16 protein-coding genes and 2 tRNA genes are annotated in these 17,693 nt (G+C 73.4%); 11 read left to right on the forward strand and 7 right to left on the reverse strand.

Annotated elements, in window-relative coordinates:
* Positions 1 to 2 precede the first annotated feature (2 nt).
* Together ACLQ29_RS26870 and ACLQ29_RS26875 are read left to right on the forward strand one after the other, a co-directional pair.
* Positions 3 to 75, forward strand: a tRNA-Glu gene (locus tag ACLQ29_RS26870).
* Positions 76 to 228: 153 nt separating this feature from the next.
* Positions 229 to 301, forward strand: a tRNA-Glu gene (locus ACLQ29_RS26875).
* Positions 302 to 504: 203 nt separating this feature from the next.
* On the opposite strand, the gene ACLQ29_RS26880 is transcribed toward ACLQ29_RS26875, so the two are convergent.
* A complete protein-coding gene (locus ACLQ29_RS26880; RefSeq protein ID WP_110562481.1) occupies positions 505 to 1,191 on the reverse strand; it encodes an IclR family transcriptional regulator in 687 nt (228 codons plus the stop codon).
* Between the two features lie 49 nt (positions 1,192 to 1,240).
* Between ACLQ29_RS26880 and leuC the strand changes: the two genes are divergently transcribed.
* The 4 genes from leuC to ACLQ29_RS26900 all read left to right on the forward strand — a co-directional run bounded on the left by leuC (position 1,241) and on the right by ACLQ29_RS26900 (position 6,364).
* Positions 1,241 to 2,686: a 3-isopropylmalate dehydratase large subunit gene (gene leuC, locus ACLQ29_RS26885; RefSeq protein WP_425774231.1), complete on the forward strand. Its 1,446-nt coding sequence runs from the start codon at positions 1,241 to 1,243 to the stop codon at positions 2,684 to 2,686.
* A gap of 14 nt (positions 2,687 to 2,700) precedes the next feature.
* A complete protein-coding gene (gene leuD, locus ACLQ29_RS26890) occupies positions 2,701 to 3,288 on the forward strand; it encodes a 3-isopropylmalate dehydratase small subunit (RefSeq protein ID WP_425774232.1) in 588 nt (195 codons plus the stop codon).
* 172 nt (positions 3,289 to 3,460) lie between these two features.
* Complete coding sequence (locus tag ACLQ29_RS26895) at positions 3,461 to 4,144, forward strand: HU family DNA-binding protein (protein WP_425774233.1); 684 nt, start codon at positions 3,461 to 3,463, stop codon at positions 4,142 to 4,144.
* A 141-nt stretch (positions 4,145 to 4,285) separates the two neighbouring features.
* A complete protein-coding gene (locus tag ACLQ29_RS26900; RefSeq protein WP_425774234.1) occupies positions 4,286 to 6,364 on the forward strand; it encodes an endonuclease/exonuclease/phosphatase family protein in 2,079 nt (692 codons plus the stop codon).
* Positions 6,365 to 6,375: 11 nt separating this feature from the next.
* Here the strand turns inward: ACLQ29_RS26900 and ACLQ29_RS26905 are convergent, their stop codons facing one another.
* The 5 genes from ACLQ29_RS26905 to cofC are packed head-to-tail and all read right to left on the reverse strand — an operon-like array spanning position 6,376 to position 12,069.
* Positions 6,376 to 7,254: an NUDIX domain-containing protein gene (locus ACLQ29_RS26905; RefSeq protein WP_425774235.1), complete on the reverse strand. Its 879-nt coding sequence runs from the start codon at positions 7,252 to 7,254 to the stop codon at positions 6,376 to 6,378.
* Positions 7,242 to 8,762 (reverse strand): CHAD domain-containing protein, encoded by a 1,521-nt coding sequence (locus ACLQ29_RS26910; protein WP_425774236.1) that lies wholly within the window; start codon positions 8,760 to 8,762, stop codon positions 7,242 to 7,244. Before ACLQ29_RS26910 ends, ACLQ29_RS26905 begins: the two co-directional genes overlap by 13 nt.
* A gap of 24 nt (positions 8,763 to 8,786) precedes the next feature.
* Positions 8,787 to 11,147: an RNA degradosome polyphosphate kinase gene (locus tag ACLQ29_RS26915; RefSeq protein WP_425774237.1), complete on the reverse strand. Its 2,361-nt coding sequence runs from the start codon at positions 11,145 to 11,147 to the stop codon at positions 8,787 to 8,789.
* Between the two features lie 54 nt (positions 11,148 to 11,201).
* Complete coding sequence (locus tag ACLQ29_RS26920; RefSeq protein WP_030335323.1) at positions 11,202 to 11,399, reverse strand: cold-shock protein; 198 nt, start codon at positions 11,397 to 11,399, stop codon at positions 11,202 to 11,204.
* A 22-nt stretch (positions 11,400 to 11,421) separates the two neighbouring features.
* The gene (gene cofC, locus ACLQ29_RS26925; RefSeq protein WP_425774238.1) at positions 11,422 to 12,069 is read right to left on the reverse strand and encodes a 2-phospho-L-lactate guanylyltransferase; all 648 of its coding nucleotides are present in this window, start codon (positions 12,067 to 12,069) and stop codon (positions 11,422 to 11,424) included.
* Positions 12,070 to 12,196: 127 nt separating this feature from the next.
* On the opposite strand from cofC, the gene ACLQ29_RS26930 reads away from it, so the two are divergent.
* The 5 genes from ACLQ29_RS26930 (at position 12,197) to ACLQ29_RS26950 (ending at position 17,392) form a co-directional block, all read left to right on the forward strand.
* Complete coding sequence (locus tag ACLQ29_RS26930; RefSeq protein WP_425774239.1) at positions 12,197 to 12,934, forward strand: lysophospholipid acyltransferase family protein; 738 nt, start codon at positions 12,197 to 12,199, stop codon at positions 12,932 to 12,934.
* 67 nt (positions 12,935 to 13,001) lie between these two features.
* Positions 13,002 to 14,009: an NAD(P)H-dependent glycerol-3-phosphate dehydrogenase gene (locus ACLQ29_RS26935; RefSeq protein WP_425774240.1), complete on the forward strand. Its 1,008-nt coding sequence runs from the start codon at positions 13,002 to 13,004 to the stop codon at positions 14,007 to 14,009.
* Between the two features lie 7 nt (positions 14,010 to 14,016).
* Positions 14,017 to 15,135: a cystathionine gamma-lyase gene (locus ACLQ29_RS26940; RefSeq protein WP_425774241.1), complete on the forward strand. Its 1,119-nt coding sequence runs from the start codon at positions 14,017 to 14,019 to the stop codon at positions 15,133 to 15,135.
* Positions 15,136 to 15,142: 7 nt separating this feature from the next.
* A complete protein-coding gene (locus ACLQ29_RS26945) occupies positions 15,143 to 15,922 on the forward strand; it encodes a putative protein N(5)-glutamine methyltransferase (RefSeq protein ID WP_425774242.1) in 780 nt (259 codons plus the stop codon).
* Between the two features lie 420 nt (positions 15,923 to 16,342).
* Positions 16,343 to 17,392, forward strand: a complete 1,050-nt coding sequence (locus ACLQ29_RS26950) for an ROK family protein (RefSeq protein ID WP_425774243.1) — start codon at positions 16,343 to 16,345, stop codon at positions 17,390 to 17,392.
* A 100-nt stretch (positions 17,393 to 17,492) separates the two neighbouring features.
* Here the strand turns inward: ACLQ29_RS26950 and ACLQ29_RS26955 are convergent, their stop codons facing one another.
* Positions 17,493 to 17,693, reverse strand: coding sequence for a DUF397 domain-containing protein (locus ACLQ29_RS26955; RefSeq protein ID WP_425774244.1), 201 nt, complete (start codon positions 17,691 to 17,693; stop codon positions 17,493 to 17,495).

The following is a 17,693-nucleotide window of genomic DNA, read 5'->3' on the forward strand; positions in this document are numbered from 1 at the left end:
CTGGCCCCGTCGTCTAGCGGCCCAGGACGCCGCCCTCTCAAGGCGGTAGCGCCGGTTCGAATCCGGTCGGGGCTACATCGTGCACAGCCCGTCTCACCAGGTGAGGCGGGCTGTTTCGTGTCCGCCGCGAGGCCCCGCGTGCGACCCCGCACCCCGCGCTTGTGCCCGGGTACGGTGCCGCTAGACTACAGCCGCACCGCTCGCGAGGGCGGTGAACAGGAAAGTTCTGGCCCCGTCGTCTAGCGGCCCAGGACGCCGCCCTCTCAAGGCGGTAGCGCCGGTTCGAATCCGGTCGGGGCTACAACCAAAGGCTCATCTCGCCAAGCGAGATGAGCCTTCGCCGTACCCACCTCCCCCTGCCCCCGCCCCGCCCCCGCCCCCGCCCCCTGGCCCCGGTGATCATGAGGTTTGCGGGCGCGACACGCCGTCGCGCGTCACGCTAACCCCATGATCAACGCGGGAAAGGGTGGGGTGGGGCCGGGGGGTGGGGGGGTGGGGGACTGGTTAGAGGCCGGAGAGGCGTTGGCCGGCTCTTACTACGGCCATGGCGTGGCGTTCGCCGGGGCGGCGGCCCAGGCGCTCGATGGGGCCGGAGATGCTCACCGAGGCGATCACTCTGCCGGTGCGGTCGCGGATCGGGGCGGAGACGCTCGCCACACCGGCCTCCCGCTCGGCGACGCTCTGCGCCCAACCACGGCGGCGTACCTCGGCCAGGGTGCGGCCGGTGAACTTGCTGCGGGGCAGCAGCGGCATCACCGCCTCCGGCGGCTCCCAGGCGAGCAGGATCTGCGCCGCGGAGCCGGCGGTCATCGGCAGCACCGAGCCGACCGGAACGGTGTCCCGCAGGCCGCTGGCGCGTTCCGCGGCGGCCACGCAGATCCGCTCGTCGGCGCGGCGCAGGTAGAGCTGGGCGCTCTCGCCGGTGGCGTCGCGCAGCGCGGCCAGCAACGGCTCGGCGGCGGTCAGCAGAACGTCCGGCGCGGCGTTGGCCAGCTCGCCGAGGCGGGGCCCGGGGCGCCATCTGCCCTGGGTGTCCCGCACCAGCATCCGGTGTATCTCCAGGGCCTGGGCCAGCCGATGTGCGGTGGCCCGGGGCAGCTTGGTGCGATCAACGAGTTCGGCCAGGCTGGCGCCGTCGACGCAGGCGGCCAGGATGACCACCGCCTTGTCGAGAACGCCGACACCGCTCATACTGTGTCCCACAAGCCGAAACTTACCTCCCAGAATTTAGGATGTCCAGATGGTGGGAGTCACTCCTGAGCCGAGGACCCTGGCCGAGAAGGTCTGGGACGCGCACGTCGTACGGTCCGCCGCTGGTGAGCCGGATCTGCTCTTCATCGACCTGCACCTGCTGCACGAGGTGACCAGCCCGCAGGCGTTCGACGGGCTGCGGCTCGCCGGCCGCCGGGTGCGTCGTACCGACCTGACCCTCGCGACCGAGGACCACAACACCCCGACCGGGTACGCCGACCCGGCGTTCCGCCTGCGCCGTGGTGACCTGCTCACCATCGAGGACCCGACGTCGCGTACGCAGATCGAGACGCTGCGGCGTAACTGCGCCGAGTTCGGGGTGCGGCTGCACCCGCTCGGCGACGAGAACCAGGGCATCGTGCACGTGATCGGCCCGCAGCTCGGTGTCACCCAGCCGGGCATGACGATCGTCTGCGGCGACTCGCACACCGCCACCCACGGCGCGTTCGGGGCGCTCGCCTTCGGCATCGGCACCAGCGAGGTGGAGCACGTGCTGGCCACCCAGACGCTGCCGCAGAGCCGGCCGAAGACGATGGCCGTGAACGTCACCGGGCGGCTGGCCCCGGGCGTCACCGCCAAGGACCTGGTGCTCGCGCTGATCACCCAGGTCGGCACCGGCGGGGGGCGCGGGCACATCGTCGAGTACCGCGGCGACGCGATCGAGGCCCTCTCCATGGAGGGGCGGATGACCATCGCCAACATGTCCATCGAGTGGGGCGCCAAGGCCGGCATGATCGCGCCGGACGAGACCACCTTCGCGTACCTCAAGGGTCGACCGAACGCGCCGCAGGGCGCGGACTGGGACGCGGCGCTGGAGTGGTGGCGGACGCTGCCCACCGACGAGGGCGCGCGCTACGACGCCGAGGTGACCCTGGACGCCAGCCGGATCACCCCGTTCGTCACCTGGGGCACCAACCCGGGGCAGGGGGCGCCGCTGAGCGCTCCGGTGCCGGACCCGGAGGACTTCGTCACCGACTCGGAGCGCACCGCCGCCCGCCGCGCCCTGGAATACATGGACCTGCGCCCCGGCACACCGCTGCGGGAGCTGCCCATCGACGTGGTCTTCGTGGGTTCCTGCACCAACGGCCGGCTGGAGGACCTGCGGGCCGCCGCCGACGTGCTGCGCGGCCACCGGGTCGCCGACGGGGTCCGGATGCTCGTGGTGCCCGGTTCCGCCGCCGTCCGGGAGGCCGCCGAGGCCGAGGGGCTGGACAAGGTCTTCGCGGACGCCGGGGCCGAGTGGCGGTTCGCCGGCTGCTCCATGTGCCTGGGGATGAACCCCGACACGCTGAAGCCGGGTGAGCGCTCGGCCTCCACCTCGAACCGCAACTTCGAGGGCCGTCAGGGCCGGGGTGGGCGTACCCACCTGGTCTCCCCGCCGGTCGCCGCCGCCACCGCCGTGGTCGGCCGGCTGGCCGCCCCCGCCGACCTGTAGAAGGGACCGAGGAGATGGACAAGTTCACCACCCACACCGGCACGGCCGTGCCGCTGCGGCGGTCCAACGTGGACACCGATCAGATCATCCCCGCCGTGTACCTCAAGCGGGTGACCCGGACCGGCTTCGCCGACGGGTTGTTCAGCGCGTGGCGGGAAGAGCCGACATTCGTCCTCAACGATGAAAGCTATTCCGGCGCGTCGATCCTGATCGCCGGTCCGGAGTTCGGCACCGGCTCCTCCCGGGAGCACGCGGTCTGGGCTCTGCGGGACTGGGGCTTCCGTGCGGTGGTGGCGCCCCGCTTCGGCGACATCTTCCGCGGCAACGCCCTCAAGGAAGGTCTGTTGCCGGTCGAGCTGGAATTGAAAGCCGTCGAAGAGTTGTGGGATCTCGTCGAGGCGGATCCGACCACCCCGGTGACCGTCGACCTGACCGCCCGCCAGCTCCGGGCCGGGGACGCCAACTGGTCGTTCCCGCTTGACGACTTCAGTCGTTGGCGGCTGCTGGAGGGCCTCGACGACATTGGACTCACCCTCCGCAACGTCGCCGACATCGACTCCTACGAGGCCCGCCGACTGCCGTTCCTGCCCTCCGTGGCATAGCCGTACGCTCGGCCGCACAGCGGATTTCACCCCCATCGGTCCCACCGGTGGGGGTGAATCCGTTACGACACAAGGGCTTTTTTCTACCGAATGTTTGTGTCCCGGCAGCGCAGGGCATAACGTGCGCGCAGAATGGCTCGCGACGAGTCAGTTGCACAATCGGGAGGAAGTCGTGAACAAGGCCGAGCTCATCGAGGCGCTCGCTGTTCGCCTGGGGGACCGGAAGACGGCGACGAACGCCCTCGAGGCGGTCCTCACCGAGGTCCAGGCGGCGGTCACCAAGGGCGAGAAGGTGGCGATCACCGGATTCGGAGCGTTCGAAAAGCGTGTGCGTGGTGCGCGAACAGCGCGCAACCCGCGTACCGGCGAGGCGGTGAAGGTCAAGAAGACATCCGTCCCGACCTTCCGCCCCGGCGCCGGGTTCAAGGAGATGGTGGCCAGCGGCAAGGTGCCGAAGGCCACGGTGGCGACGAAGAAGGCCGCCACCACCACCGCCACGGCCAAGACGGCCGGCACCAAGGCGGCGGGCACCAAGGCGACAGGCGCCAAGGCCGCGGGCACCAAGGCAACCGCGGCCAAGACGGCCAGTAAGAAGACCGCCCCGGCCAAGGCGAGCAAGACCACCACGGCGACCAAGACGGTCGCCAGCAAGAAGACCGCCCCGGCCAAGGCGAGCAAGACCACCACGGCGACCAAGACGGCCGCCAGCAAGAAGACCACCGCGGCGAAGAAGACCACCGCGGCGACCAAGTCGACCGCGGCGAAGAAGACCACCGCGGCGGCGAGCAAGAGCACGGCGGCCAAGAAGGCGCCGGCGAAGAAGGCTCCGGCCAAGAAGGCGGCCAGCAAGCGCTGACCGACCAACACCGAAAGGGCGTCCACCCGTTGGTGGACGCCCTTTCGGCGTACGGGGACCGTTGACCCGGTCGGCGCGCTCGCGCAGAATCGCCGTGCCGGCCCCCCTCCGCCGGTCCGCCGACACCGAAATGGGGCGCCGGTGCGCTACCGCCAGGTCACCACCGGGACGCTCGCGCTGGGCGTACTCCTGCTCATCGACGTGCTGCGCGTCTGGCTGCCCGGCATCATCACCATCTTCGGTCAGGCGGCGTCCACCCCGGCCGAGCTGATGGGCGCGTTCGCCCTCGGCTGGTTCGTGCTCGCCCTGGGCGCACCCGCTGTGGTTCGCCGGGTCGGCGCCCGCCCGGTCACTGTCGCCGCCGCCGTCCTACTCGCCGTCGCCCGGCTCGCGCTCACCGTCGCGCCCGGAGGGCGTACGCAGCTCTGGCTGGCCACCGCCGGGCTGCTCGCCGGGCTCGTCTGGTTGGTCGGCGTCGCCGCCGACACCGACCGACCGGTCCCGGGGCTGGCGTTGGGATTCGCGGTCAACGCGGCCCTGCACGCGGCGCTGGACACCGTCGACCTGGTCTGGCGGGGCGACTGGGTGGCCTGGCTGCTCAGCTCCGTGACGGTGGCCCTGTTCCTGTTCGGTACGGCGCGCTCTGGCAGCGCGGCCGGTACGGCGGGCTCTGGCAGCGCGGCCGGTACGGCGGGCTCTGGCAGCGCGGCGGGAGCGGCGGGTTCCGGCAGCCGGGCGGGCGATGGTGGGGTTCGGGCCTGGCTGCTGGCGGGGCCGGCGCTGCTGCTGGCCGGCATGGTGGCGCTCTCCCCGGCGCTGGCCCAGACCGGAATGTCGTACCTGCAGGTCGGTGGCGGCGTGGCGCGCTCGCCGCTGCTCGGCATGGCGCCGGCGCCGGTGGCGGTCGCGGCGTTCCTGTACACCGCGTTGACCCGACCGCCCGAGCGGTGGGGCCGTGCGTACGGGCCGGTGGCGGTGGTGGCCGGCGCCGTGCTGTTCGCCCTCGGCCAGGGTGACCTGCTCCTCCCCGCCGTCCTGCTCGCCGCCCTCGGTCTCGGCACCTGCCTCGCCCGCACCGACGACGCCACCAGCCCGAGGAGCGGCACCACTGCCGGTCCGGCGGACGCTGTCGGGAACGAGGCGGACGCTGTCGGGAACGAGGCGGTCGCTGTCGGGGACGAGGCGGTCGCCGCCGGCGGTGAGACGGTCGACGAGGCGGTCGTTGCGCGGGGGGCGGCCCGGCGGGGGTACGCGGCCGCCGCCGGCATGCTCGTCTTCGCGCTCGGTGCCGTCGGGTACTACTCCGCCTACGACCTCGGCTACCCCAACGCTCCGGTGCCCGTGCTGGTGGCCCTGCTGGTCGCTGTGGTGGCGTTCACGGCCCGTCCCGTGGCGAACCCCACCCCCGGGCCGTTTGCGCCGCTCCGGGCCGTGGGGGCGGTCGCCGCGCTGGCCCTGCTGGCGCCGGTGCTCGCCGACGAGGTGCAGGTGGCCAGCAACCGGGAGGGTCCACCGGAGCGGCTGACCGTGGTGGCGTACAACATCCGGATGGGTTTCGGGCTGGACGGTCGGTTCGACCTGACCGGGCTCACCGAGGCCGTCGACAGGCAACGACCGGACGTGGTGCTGCTCAGCGAGGTGGACCGGGCCTGGCTGCTCAACGGTGGGCACGACACCCTGGACCTGCTGGCCGATCGGCTCGACATGCAGTACGTCTTCGGGCCGGCCGCGGACCCGGTGTGGGGCGACGCGGTGCTCAGCCGTTGGCCGGTCACCGATCCGCGGACCCTTGCCCTGCCGGCCGTCGGGGCGCCCACCGGCGCGCAGGCGCTCGCCGTCACGCTGGATCTCGGCGACGGCGTCCGCACCGCCGTGGTGAGCACCCACCTGCAACCTCCACCCGGGCGGGGTCCGGTGGTCCAGGCCCGTGCGGTCGCCGACTTCGCCACCGGGTACGCGGCCGGCCGGCCGCTCGTGGTGGCGGGTGACCTGAACACCGAGCCCGGCGACGAGGCGTTCGGACAGTTCACCGCGGCCGGTCTGGTCGACGCGTTGGCCACCGCCCGACCACTGGCGACGAGCCCCGCCGACGATCCGCGCCAGCAGATCGACCACATCTTCGTCTCGCCCGGCCTCACCGCCACCGATCCGGTCGCGCCGCGCGGCACGGCCAGCGACCACCTGCCGGTGGCGGTGACCCTGACCCTGCCACCCCGCTGACCCCGCCCGCGCTACAGGCGGTCGGCGGCGAGCAGCCGATCGCCGCCGAAGGCGAGCAGCCACCCGCCGCCCTTGGGGGTGGAGAAGTCCTCGTCGGTGCGGCCGGTCAACCGTTGCAGGGCACCGGGCAGCACCTTGCCCTGGCTGCACACCGCCACCTGCCCACCGGCGGTGGCCAACTCCAGCACCGTGGCGGCGGTGGCGAGGATCTGCTCGTCGGCCTGTTGGCCGGGCTGTGGCTCGTCCAGGTCGCCGCAGATCTCGATCGGCAGGTCGAGCAGCGCGGCGGCCGGGTCCAGTGTCTGCACGCAGCGTCGCGGTGACGCCGACACCAGCCGGGCCGGTCGGATCAGGGCGACCAGGTCGGCCAGCGCGGCAGCCTGGGCCCATCCCTCGGCGTCCAGGGGCCGGCCGACATCCGGGCCGGACCAGGTGGCCCGCTTACCGGCGTGCGCGTGCCGGACCAGCGCGACAGTCGCGGTGACCGCCGGCAGCGCGGCGAACGCCGCCAGCACCTCGGCGTCGTGCGGGTAGCTGACCAACTGGATCGCGTCGTCCACCGCGAGCCAGCGGATGTCGTCCACCTCGGTGTTCGGTTGGAAACCGCCCTGGGCCGCCGCGAGCATCGACCAGTAGTCGACAAGCTTGTCCTGCCCCTCGCTGCGGTACCGCACCGACGGCAGCCGGACCTGCGGCACGCCCCGGACGTCGGCCTCCTCGGCGACTTCGCGCACCGCGGCGGCCATCGGGTGCTCACCCCGCTCCAGCTTGCCCTTGGGCAGCGTCCAGTCGCCGTAGCGGGGGCGGTGCACCACACAGACACGTACGCCGTCGGCGGTCGGCCGCCAGGCCACCCCGCCCGCCGCCCGGATACCGGTCACGGCAGCCAACTGGTCCGCCGCCGTCGGGTGGCCCGGTGCCAGGCGGCCGGGAAGAGGTCCCGCATCCGGCGTACCGACAGGCGCTCCCGCTCGGCCAGCCGCCCGGCGGTGACCGCCAGCTCGTGGTCGTCCGGCCGCTCGGCGGCGATCTCCAGCCAGGTGTCCGCCGCCACCGCCGCATCCTGGTGCTCGCCGAGCACGTCCTGCACACCGGCGAGGGCGCGGGACAGCCGGCGCGCGCCCTTGCCGACGGTCGACGCCACCGCGTTCACCGCGTACCGGGCCTGTTTGCCCTCCTTGCGGACGGCGTGCCAGCGCTCGTCCGGCGACTGGGCGTCGAGCCCGTCGACACCGTCCGGCCCGGACAGCCGCCGCCAGGGCCGGGCCACGAGCGTGGGCAACGCCTCCGCCGCGGGGGCAGCCGCCGCACGGGTCAGCCGGGGCGCGCGGGCGGCCAGCACCAGGGCGTCCACCAGGGCCAGGTAACGCGGGGAGCGCAACGCCTCGTCGATGGCGACGAGCGCCTGCCGCTGCCGTTGGGCGAGCACCTCGTCCAGCCGGTCCACCGCGCCCTGGTCGAGCGGGCTGAGCGGATCGGCGCTCGCGGTGTCGCGCAACCGCCCGCGCAGCACCTCGGCGTCGCGGGCCGCGCCGAGGACACCGGCCAGCCAGCGCAGCTCGTCGCGCAGCGGCCGGGACCAGGTCTTGCGGATCAACGGCTTGAAGGTACGCAGATCACTGCGCAGACGTCGGCAGCCCACCCGCATCTGGTGCACGGCGGAGTCGCCACCGCCCGCCGAGGCGCGCAGCCGGACCAGCGGGTCGTGCGCCAACAGCCGGCGGATCTCCTTGCGGATCGCCTCGGTCACCACGTCGCCGGCGCTCGGCTCCCCGGTCAGCCCGGCCGGCGCGACCAGGTCCGGGTCGGCCTGCGCCGACGCGCCCAACGCCCGTACGTGCTTCGGGGTGAACGTGCCGCCCTGGGCGCCCGCCTCGCGCAGCACCGCCCCGATCCGGTCGAGCAGCGCCCGGTCGCCGGCCTTGCGCTCCACCTCCAGCTCGCGGAACGTGTCAGTGGTGGCGCCGGCGTCGTCGAGCACTGTCACCCGGTCGTCCACCACCTCGGCGAGCACCGCGCCGGCCTTGTCGCACACCTCGTACGCGTGTCGGACGGTCCGCACCACTGTCACCGGGGCCAGCGGGGCGCCCCGGTGCAGGACGGTGGCCAACTCGACAAGGTCCGGCGGCGGCTGGCCCTTCCGACCAGGGCGGGAAATCTCGTGCCGGACGCCCGGCGTCCCGGTCGGCAGCTTCACCGTCCAGGGCAGCTCGTCGCCCCGGCGGTGACGCAGCGAGGCGCCGGCCCGGGCCAGCCGTAGGTCGACCGTGTCGAGGTAGCGGGCCACGAGTGTCACCGGTGGCAGGGCGCGGACCCGACCGCCGGCCGGGGCCGTGGCGGCCAGGTCCGGCAGCACGTAGGCGTCGTCCACCTCGTACTTCTGCTCCTCCTCGACCATCAGTTCAGCCTAGGCGCTGATCGGTCAACTGGCCGTGCCACCGACCCGGCGCAGCAGTAGTTCCTGCAGGTGAGCCCGCGCTTTTGCGTCTTCGCCGGTACGCCTGGTCCAGGTGCCGTCGCCGGCCAGCTCGAACGCGTCCACGTCGGGGCTCATCGCGGCGGCCAGCACCTGGTCCAGCTCGGCGCGGGCGATCGGGTCGCTCACCCGCACCAGCGCCTCCACCCGACGGTCGAGGTTGCGGTGCATCAGGTCGGCGGAGCCCATCCAGAACTCGGCCTCGCCGTTGTTGCCGAACCGGAAGACCCGGGAGTGCTCCAGGAACCGACCGAGGATCGAGCGGACGCGAATGTTCTCCGACAGCCCCGGCACCCCCGGCCGAAGCGTGCACATGCCCCGGATGAGCAGGTCGACGTGCACACCGGCCTGGGAGGCCCGGTACAGCGCGTCGGTCACCCCCTCGTCGACCAGCGAGTTGACCTTGAACTGGACCAGGCCGGGCATGCCCAGCCGAACGTGCGAGATCTCCCGCTCGATCCGCTCGATGAGCCCGCTGCGAATGCCCTGCGGGGCGACGAGCAACCGCCGGTACGCGGTCTGTCGGCTGTACCCGGTGAGCACGTTGAACAGGTCGGTCAGGTCCGCGCCGATCTCCGGGTCGGCGGTCAGCATGCCGAAGTCCTCGTACATCCGGGCGGTCTTCGGGTGGTAGTTGCCGGTGCCGATGTGGCAGTAGCGGCGGATCTGGTTGCCCTCCTGACGGACCACGAGCGCGGTCTTGCAGTGCGTCTTGAGGCCGACCAGGCCGTACACCACGTGGCAGCCGGCCCGTTCCAGCGTGCGCGCCCAACCGATGTTCGCCACCTCGTCGAAGCGGGCCTTCACCTCCACGAGCACCACCACCTGCTTGCCGGCGGCGGCCGCGTCGACAAGCGCGTCGACGATCGGGGAGTCGCCGCTGGTGCGGTAGAGGGTCTGCTTGATGGCCAGCACGTTCGGGTCGGCGGCGGCCTGCTCGATGAAGCGCTGCACGCTCGTGGCGAACGAGTGGTACGGGTGGTGCACCAGGATGTCCCCGTCGCGCAGGGTGGAGAAGACGCTGCGCGGCACCTCGCCCTCGGCGAGCCGGGGGTGGGTGGCCGGCACGAACGGCGGGTCCTTGAGGTCCGGCCGGTCGGCCTCGCCGTAGACCTGCCACAACGCGGACAGGTCCAGCAGGCCGGGCACCCGCAGCACGTCCTGCTCGTTCATGTCCAGCTCGCGGACGAGCAGCTCCAACATGTGATCGGAGATGGACGCGGCGGCCTCCAGGCGGACCGGCGGGCCGAACCGGCGCCGGGCCAGCTCCCGTTCCAGCGCCTGGAGCAGATCCTCGTCGCGGTCCTCGTCGACCTCCACCTCGGCGTTGCGGGTGACCCGGAACAGGTGGCACTCGACCACCTGCATGCCGCTGAACAGCTGGCCCAGGTGCACCGAGATCAGGTCCTCCACCGGCAGCATCCGTACGCCCGGCTGGTCCCGGTCCACCCGCACGAAGCGGGGGACGTTGTTGGGCACCTTCACCCGGGCGAACAGCTCCGAACCGCCATCGGGGTCGCGAACCGCCACCGCCAGGTTCAGCGACCGCCCGGAGATGTACGGGAACGGGTGCGCCGGGTCCACCGCGAGCGGGGTCAGCACCGGGAAGATGTGCTCCCGGAAGTAGGTGCGCAGCCGCTCCCGCTCGGGGTCGCCCAGCTCACCCCAGCGCAGGATGCGGATGCCCTCGTCGGCCAGTTTGGGCAGCACGTCGCCGACGAAGCAGGCGGCGTGCCGGGCGCCAAGCTCGGCGGTCCGCTCGGCGATCATCTCCAACTGGGTACGCAGCGGCAGCCGATCCCCGCCGCGCACCGGCAGGCCGGCGGAGAGCCGCCGCTTCAGCCCGGCGATGCGCACCATGTAGAACTCGTCCAGGTTGCTGGCGAAGATCGCCAGGAACTTGGCCCGTTCCAGTAGCGGGGTGCGCTGGTCCTCGGCCAGGGTGAGCACCCGGGCGTTGAAGTCGAGCCAGGAGAGCTCCCGGTTGAGGAAACGGTCCTCCGGCAGCGGCGGGGCCGCCGGCGGCTCGTCGTCCTCCTCCTCGCCGCCTGTCGGTAGGTCGCTCGGCAGGACCGGGTGGACGGCGCCGGCGGCCGGACCGTCCGCCTCGACGGTCGCCGGGGGGTCGAGGACCTCGTCCAGCCCGGAGGAGGCGGCGCCGGGATCGTCGGCGAGGGTGTCGGCGCGGGCGGCGCCGGCCCGCTCGGCGCGGGACGGGCGGAAGCGGCCGTCGGTGCCACGCGTACGGGAGCCGTTGCGGAGGTCGGTGGTGGTCGGGCGGTCCGGGTGCTCGCGAGGGGTGCTCACCCGCTCATAATCACCCGATTACGGTTAACGCAAAATGAACTTGGGCTCGCCGGCTCAGATCATCGTCGGCAATGTCACTCGGACGACCTCTCCGTCGGGATCGGTGTCGATGCGAACCCGCTGGCCGAGCCGGAGCAGTCGCAGCCCAGAGGCGTCGAAGGCCCGGGCGGGGAAGCGCATCTCGGTGCCGTCGTCGAGCAGCAGGACACCGCTGCGCGTCGCCGCGTCGTAGCTGGCCACCGTGCCCTGCATGCTGGCACCGTACACCCGGCGGTCAGCCCGCCGAGCGGGCCGGGCGGCCGGCGGTGACAAGCGCGGCGGTGCGCGACCCCAGCCCGAGCCGGGCGGCGGCGGTCAGGTCCGCGGCGGTGTCCACGTCCCGGCGCAGGCTGGGCCAGTCGCCGCTGAGCGGCAGCGCTCCACTCGCCGCGTGCGCGACCGCCGAGCCCACCCCGAAGCGAGGATCCAGCGGCACACCCGGCGGCGCGGTGAGCAGCACGGTGCCGCTGCCCGGCGCGTCGGGCACGAAACGGCGTACCGCGGGTCGTCCGTTCTGCGCCGCGAGCAGCGCGTTGGTCAGCTCGGCCGGGCGCAGCGCCGGCAGGTCCGCTGTGAGCCCGGCCACCCACCCGGCGGTCGTCGCGGTCGCGCCGTGCCGGAACGCGGCGTTCAGTCCGGCGGCCGGCTCGTCGGGCAGCACCCGCGCACCGGCGGCCCGCGCCGCCCCCGCCACCCGGGCGTCGTCGGTCACCACCAGGGCCTCGGCGACCGCCGGGCAGGCCAGCACCGCGCGGAACGTGTCGGCCGCCAGGGCCAGCGCCAGCTCCTCGTGCGGTACGCCCGGCAGAGCGCCCCGCAGCCGACTCTTGGCCGCGGCCAGATGCTTCACCGGCACCACCACGGCCCACCTCGGCTGACTCACGCCCGCAATCCTGCCAGCAGGACAGCGGGACCCTCGCTGGCCGTACCGGGGGCGAGCAGGCATGATTTCCGCTGCGGGTGTCGCGGGCGGGGTTTCGCGGCGGGGTTGGGCGCGACGAGGAGGCAGAGTGGCACGGCGGAGGCTGGGGTTCTGGCAACGGTTCGCCGTGGGGCTGGTGAAGCCGGTGATGACCGTGTGGACCCGGCGGACCTGGCGTGGCCAGGAGCACCTTCGCCGCGACGGCGGCATCATCATCGTGGCGAACCACATCTCACACGCCGACCCGCTGGTCTCCGCGCACTTCATCTACGATTCCGGGCGCTGGCCGCAGTACCTGGGCAAGGCCAGCGTGTTCCGGGTGCCGGTGATCGGCTGGATCCTGCACCGGTGCCGGCAGATCCCGGTCGACCGGGGCAGCGTCGACGCGGTCCGCTCCCTGGACTCCCTGGTCGCCGCGATCGACCACGGTGGCGCCGTGGTGATCTACCCGGAGGGCACCACCACCCGGCAGCCGGAGCTGTGGCCGATGAAGGCCAAGACCGGTGCCGCTCGGCTGGCCCTGGCCACCGGCGCTCCCGTCGTACCGGTGGTGATGTGGGGACCGGAGCGGCTCTTCGACCCCCGGACCAGCCGTGTCAACCCGCGCCCCCGGATCCCGGTGACAGTTGTCGCCGGGGCACCGATCGACCTGAGCCGGTGGGCGGACGCCCAGCCGACCCGGGCCACCCTCGAGGAGATGACGGACACCATCATGTTGCGGCTGCGGGACATGCTCGGCGAGGTCCGCGGCGGCACCCCGCCGCCGCTGTGGGAGCGGCCGGTCCGGTCCTCCGCCGGGCGCGAGCAGCAGGGTGAGGCGGCGTGAACGGGCGAGGCGTCAACTCCTGCGCCGGGGCCGTTCCGACCACTCCGACGCGCTCCGGAGCGGGCGCGTGACCGGCCACGTCGCGGTGCTCGGTGCCGGTTCCTGGGGCACCGCGTTCGCCAAGATCCTCGCGGACGCGGGGCGGGACGTGACGGTGTGGGCCCGTCGTGCGCCGGTCGCGGAGAGCATCCGGACCGAGCGCCGCAACCCGGAGTACCTACCCGGTGTGCTGCTGCCGGCCCGGGTCACCGCCACCGGTGACGCGGCCGAGGCGATCACCGGCGCCGAGGTGGTGGTGCTGGCCGTGCCGTCGCAGACCCTGCGCGGCAACCTCGCCGAATGGGCCGGGCACCTGCACCCCGACTCGACACTCGTGTCGCTGATGAAGGGCATCGAACTCGGCACCACCAAGCGGATGAGCGAGGTCATCGTGGAGACCGCCGGGGTCGCCGCGGACCGGGTGGTGGTGGTCTCCGGCCCGAACCTGGCTCCGGAGATCGCCGCCGAGCAGCCCGCCGCGACAGTCGTCGCCGGGACGAACAGCCACCGCACCGTGCTCGTGCAGTCGTCGATCCGGACGCCCTACCTGCGCCCGTACACCAACGACGACGTGATCGGCTGTGAGCTGGGCGGGGCGGTCAAGAACGTGATCGCCCTCTCGTACGGCATCGCCACCGCGATGGGCTTCGGCGACAACACCCGGGCCATGCTGATGACCCGGGGGCTGGCCGAGACGGCCCGGTTGGGCGTGGCACTCGGCGCGGACCCGATCACCTTCGCCGGCCTCGCCGGCATGGGTGACCTGGTCGCCTCCTGCTCGTCCCCGCTCGCCCGCAACCGCACCTTCGGCGAGCATCTCGGCCGGGGCGAGACGCTGGAGCAGGCCCAGGCCGCCACCCGGCAGACCGCCGAGGGTGTGAAGAGCTGCCTGGCGATCCGAGACCTGGCCCGGGCACACGGTGTGGAGATGCCGATCACCGAGCACGTCGAGCGGATCTGCCACGAGGGGATGGACCCGCGCCTCGCCGTGCAGACCCTGATGAGCCGGACCGCCAAACCCGAGTCGTACGAGTGAGGAACCGATGAGCGAACTGGGTGACGGCACCCGCTGCGTACGCGCCGGCCTGCCCGAACCGGCGCCGGGGGATCCGTTCCTGCCCGGTCCGGTCTTCGCCGCGCCGTACCACCTCGACCCGTGGCAGGGCCAGGGCACGTCGCCGAACGGCTACGGCCGCCCGGACAACCCGACCCGACGGCTGCTGGAAGCGGCCGTGGGCGAGTTGGAAGGCGGTGACTGTCGGGTCTTCGCCAGCGGTCAGGCGGCCATCACCGGGACGCTGCTCACCCTGCTGCGCCCGGGCGACACCGTGGTGCTGCCCGCCGACGGCTACTTCCCGGTCCGGGCGTTCGCCACCGCCGTGCTGGAGACAATCGGCGTGCGGGTGCTCTTCGTGCCGACCGTGGGGCCGTACCCGTCCTTCGAGGGCGTCCGGCTGGTGCTTGTGGAGACCCCGGCCAATCCGGGTCTGGACGTGGTCGACGTGGCGGCCCTCGCCGAGCGGGCCCACGCCGCCGGTGCGCTGCTCGCGGTGGACAACACCACCGCCACCCCGCTCGGTCAGCGCCCGCTGGACCTCGGCGCCGACCTGGTGGTCGCCTCCGGCACCAAGGCGCTCACCGGCCACTCCGACCTGCTGCTGGGCTACCTGGTCAGCCGGTCGGCCGAGCTGATCGAGGCGGTGACGACCTGGCGTACCGGCACCGGCTCGGTCCCGGGCGCGTTCGATGCCTGGCTGGCGCACCGGTCGCTGGCCACCCTCGACCTGCGCCTGGCCCGGCAGAGCGCGAACGCCGCCGCCGTCAGCGACCTGCTCGCCGGCCGGCCGGACGTGACCGGGCTGCGCTGGCCGGGGCGGCCGGACGACCCGGCGTACCCGGTGGCCTCGGCGCAGATGCGCCGGATGCCCGGGGTGCTCTCCTTCGACCTGGGCACCGCCGACCGGGTGGGCCGATTCGTCGAGGCCGCCCGGCTGGTGGCGGCGGCGACCTCCTTCGGTGGGCTGCACACCACCGCGGACCGGCGGGCGCAGTGGGGTGACGACACCGCGCCCGGCTTCGTCCGGCTGTCCTGCGGTGTGGAGGACACCCCCGACCTGGTGGCCGACATCACCGCCGCCCTGGACGCGGCCGGACCACGCTGAGGGGCCTGTGACAGTCACCGATCGGCCCGCCCTGATCCGCCGGCTGCGTGCCGCCGGCTGCGTCTACGCCGAGGACGAGGCCGATCTGCTGCTGGCCGCCGCCGACTCGCCGGCGACGTTGGCCGACCTGACCGACCGTCGGGTGGCCGGCGAGCCGCTGGAGTACCTGCTCGGCTGGGCGGAGTTCTGCGGCCTGCGGATCGCCGTCGACGCGGGCGTCTTCGTGCCCCGCGGTCGGACGGCCCTGCTGGTCGAGGTGGCGGCCGAGTTGACCGGCCCGGCTCCGGCGGTGGTCGACCTGTGCTGCGGCTCCGGGGCCACCACCGTCGCGTTGGCGCATCGGCTCGCGCCGCGCTGGCTGGCCGCCGCCGACATCGACCCGGCGGCCGTGGCGTGCGCGCGCCGCAACCTCACCGGCCTGAGCGCCGAGGTGTACGAGGGTGACCTGTTCGCGCCCCTGCCCGCGCGGTGGCGGGGTCGGCTGGACCTGGTGGTGGCAAACGCTCCGTACGTGCCGACCGACGCGGTGGCGCTGATGCCGCCGGAGGCGCGGCTGCACGAGGCCCCGGTGGCGCTCGACGGCGGGCCGGACGGGCTCTCCGTGCTGCGCCGGGTGGGTGTCGGGGCGGCCGACTGGTTGGTGCCCGGTGGGCACCTGGTCGTCGAGGCCGGCGTCACGCAGGTGGATGCGCTCTGCGCGGCGTTCGAGGCAGCCGGCCTGGTGCCTGGCGTGCGGCAGGACGAGGACCTGGACGGCACCGCGGTGACCGCCCGACGCCCCGACTGAACCCGCGCCCCGACTGAATCCGCGCCCCGACTGAACCCGCGCCCCGACTGAACCCGCGCCGCGGATGACACCGCATCGCGGATGACACCGCGTCGGCCCGGTGGCGGGCAGAACCTGGTCGGGACCCCCTTGCGCGCCCTTTGCTCTGCACCCGCCCACGCACCACTAACGGTCCGTAACTGGCGCGTGGGCGGGTGCAGAGCAAAGGGGAAAGAGGAGGGCAGGGGGGCGAGGCCCGGCGGCGACGCCACGGCACCGTCGAGCTGACCGCGCCGAGCGCGAGACGGATCTTCTGGTCAAACGGGACGTGCGGTGACGCATGGCGGCACCTCTGCCGGCCGGCGGGTGGCCGGGCGTGGCGGGGGAGAGGGGTTGGCACTAGCCTCGGCTCACACTCTTACGGGCGGGAGGCGGTTTTCGGTGGGCAGCGCAGGGGTGCCGGTGGTCGTCGGGCTGGACAACGGCGGCACCAGCAACAACGCCACCGTGCTGACGGTGGACGGCCGCTTCCTGGTGGACGGGCTGTTGGAGATCCCCAGCGAGGTGCGGTCCGGGCCGGAGGCGGCGATCGAGGCGCTGGCCAGGGCGTTGGACGGCGCCCTGGCGCAGACCGGCGTGCCGCGTGAGCTGGTCCGGGCGGTGGGGCTCGACACTCCCGGCCCGGCCAGCGCCGACGGCGTCATCTCGTCGCGGGGTTCCACGAACTTCTCCCAGCCGGCGTGGCGGGGCTTCGACGTGCGGGGCGCGTTGGAGCGACGGCTCGGCCTGCCGGTGATCTACCACAACGACGGCAACGCGGCCGCCCTCTACGCCCACCACGTGCACTTCGGCGAGGACGCGATGAACCGCTCGTCGGTCTCCGCGATCGTCGGCACCGGCCTCGGCGGCGGTGTGGTCGAGAGCGGCCGGGTGATCGCCGGCGCTGCCGGGATGGCCGGGGAGCTTGGTCACGTGCACGTTCCGCTGAGCGGGCTGCTCGGCCCGGGGCAGTCGGAGCCCACCTGCGCCTGCGGCTTCACCGGGGACGTGGAGAGCATCGCCTCGCTGACCGGCATCGAACGTAACCTGCTGCCGTACTGGTTGACCCGCTATCCCGACCACCCGCTCACCGCCGAGCCGGTGGCGCGGGCGGCGAAGTTGGTCCGGGGGTACGGCGAGCGGGGGGACGCCCTCGCGCGGGACCTCTTCACCCAGCAGGCGATGGCGCTGGGGCGGCTGTTCACCGTCGCGGCGAACTTCACCGATCCGCACGCGTACTTCGTCGGTGGTGGGGTGGTGGAGGCGGCTCCTGAGTTCCGCGACTGGTTCCTGGCGACGGTCCGTGAGCACACCGTGCTTCGCGAGGAGCAGGCGGCGGTGGCCACCTTCGCGCTGGTGCCGGACCGGGACATGGCCGGTGCCCGGGGCGTGGCGATCGCCGCGTTGGAGGCGCTGCGGGCCGTCCCGGAGCCCCGGCCGCTCGTCGCCTGAGCCCGGTCCGCCCCGGTCGCCGCGCCGAGTGGTCGGCGGTGCGGCGGCCGGGGCGGCGGGTGGTGGTGCGGTTTGTCGAATCAGTGCCTCGGCCTCCCGGTCACCGCAGGGGTGGTGCCTGGGCGAAGGCGGCCCAGGCGGCCGGCGGGAACAGCAGCGCGGGCCCGGACGGGTCCTTGGAGTCGCGGACGGCCACCAGCCGCGGGATCGTGGCCACCTCCACGCAGGCGCCCTCGTCGCCGCTGTGGCTGCTCTTGCGCCACGCCGCCGCGGCGATGGCCGCTGTGATCGTCGGTGTCAT

Source organism: Micromonospora sp. DT228 (assembly GCF_049841595.1).
GTDB lineage: Bacteria > Actinomycetota > Actinomycetes > Mycobacteriales > Micromonosporaceae > Micromonospora.